This is a genomic window from Maribacter litoralis, assembly GCF_003075045.1.
GTDB classification, from domain to species: domain Bacteria; phylum Bacteroidota; class Bacteroidia; order Flavobacteriales; family Flavobacteriaceae; genus Maribacter; species Maribacter litoralis.
Genome location: NZ_QCZD01000033.1, coordinates 1 through 379, shown reverse-complemented (window position 1 = coordinate 379; position 379 = coordinate 1). Strand labels below are relative to the sequence as shown.

Annotated in this window: 1 pseudogene; it reads right to left on the bottom strand. The window is 46.4% G+C overall.

Annotation, left to right across the window (positions count from 1 at the left end):
- Positions 1-379 (bottom strand): annotated as a pseudogene (locus tag DCS95_RS20145) (hypothetical protein); the annotation flags it as partial.

Genomic DNA, 379 nt, shown 5'->3' with positions numbered 1-379 from the left:
CCGATACGTCTAAAGTAACATCCTTGAATACTGAATCGTCACCGCCCGTAATGTCTATTGTACTATCGGTCGATGAAATTGTTCCATCTGCGATTGCCGATTCATCAACTTCCAATGCTCCCGTTGTGGCGTTCTGGGCCAATCCCGCTCCCGCTACATCACCGTTTATTGTTGCCGCGTTTACTGCGTCTGCCGCGATATCCGAAGATTCCACTGCACCTGCCGCTATTTTATCTGTAGTTATTGCATTATCCGATACGTCTAAAGTAACATCCTTGAATACTGAATCGTCACCGCCCGTAATGTCTATTGTACTATCGGTCGATGAAATTGTTCCATCTGCGATTGCCGATTCATCAACTTCCAATGCTCCCGTTGT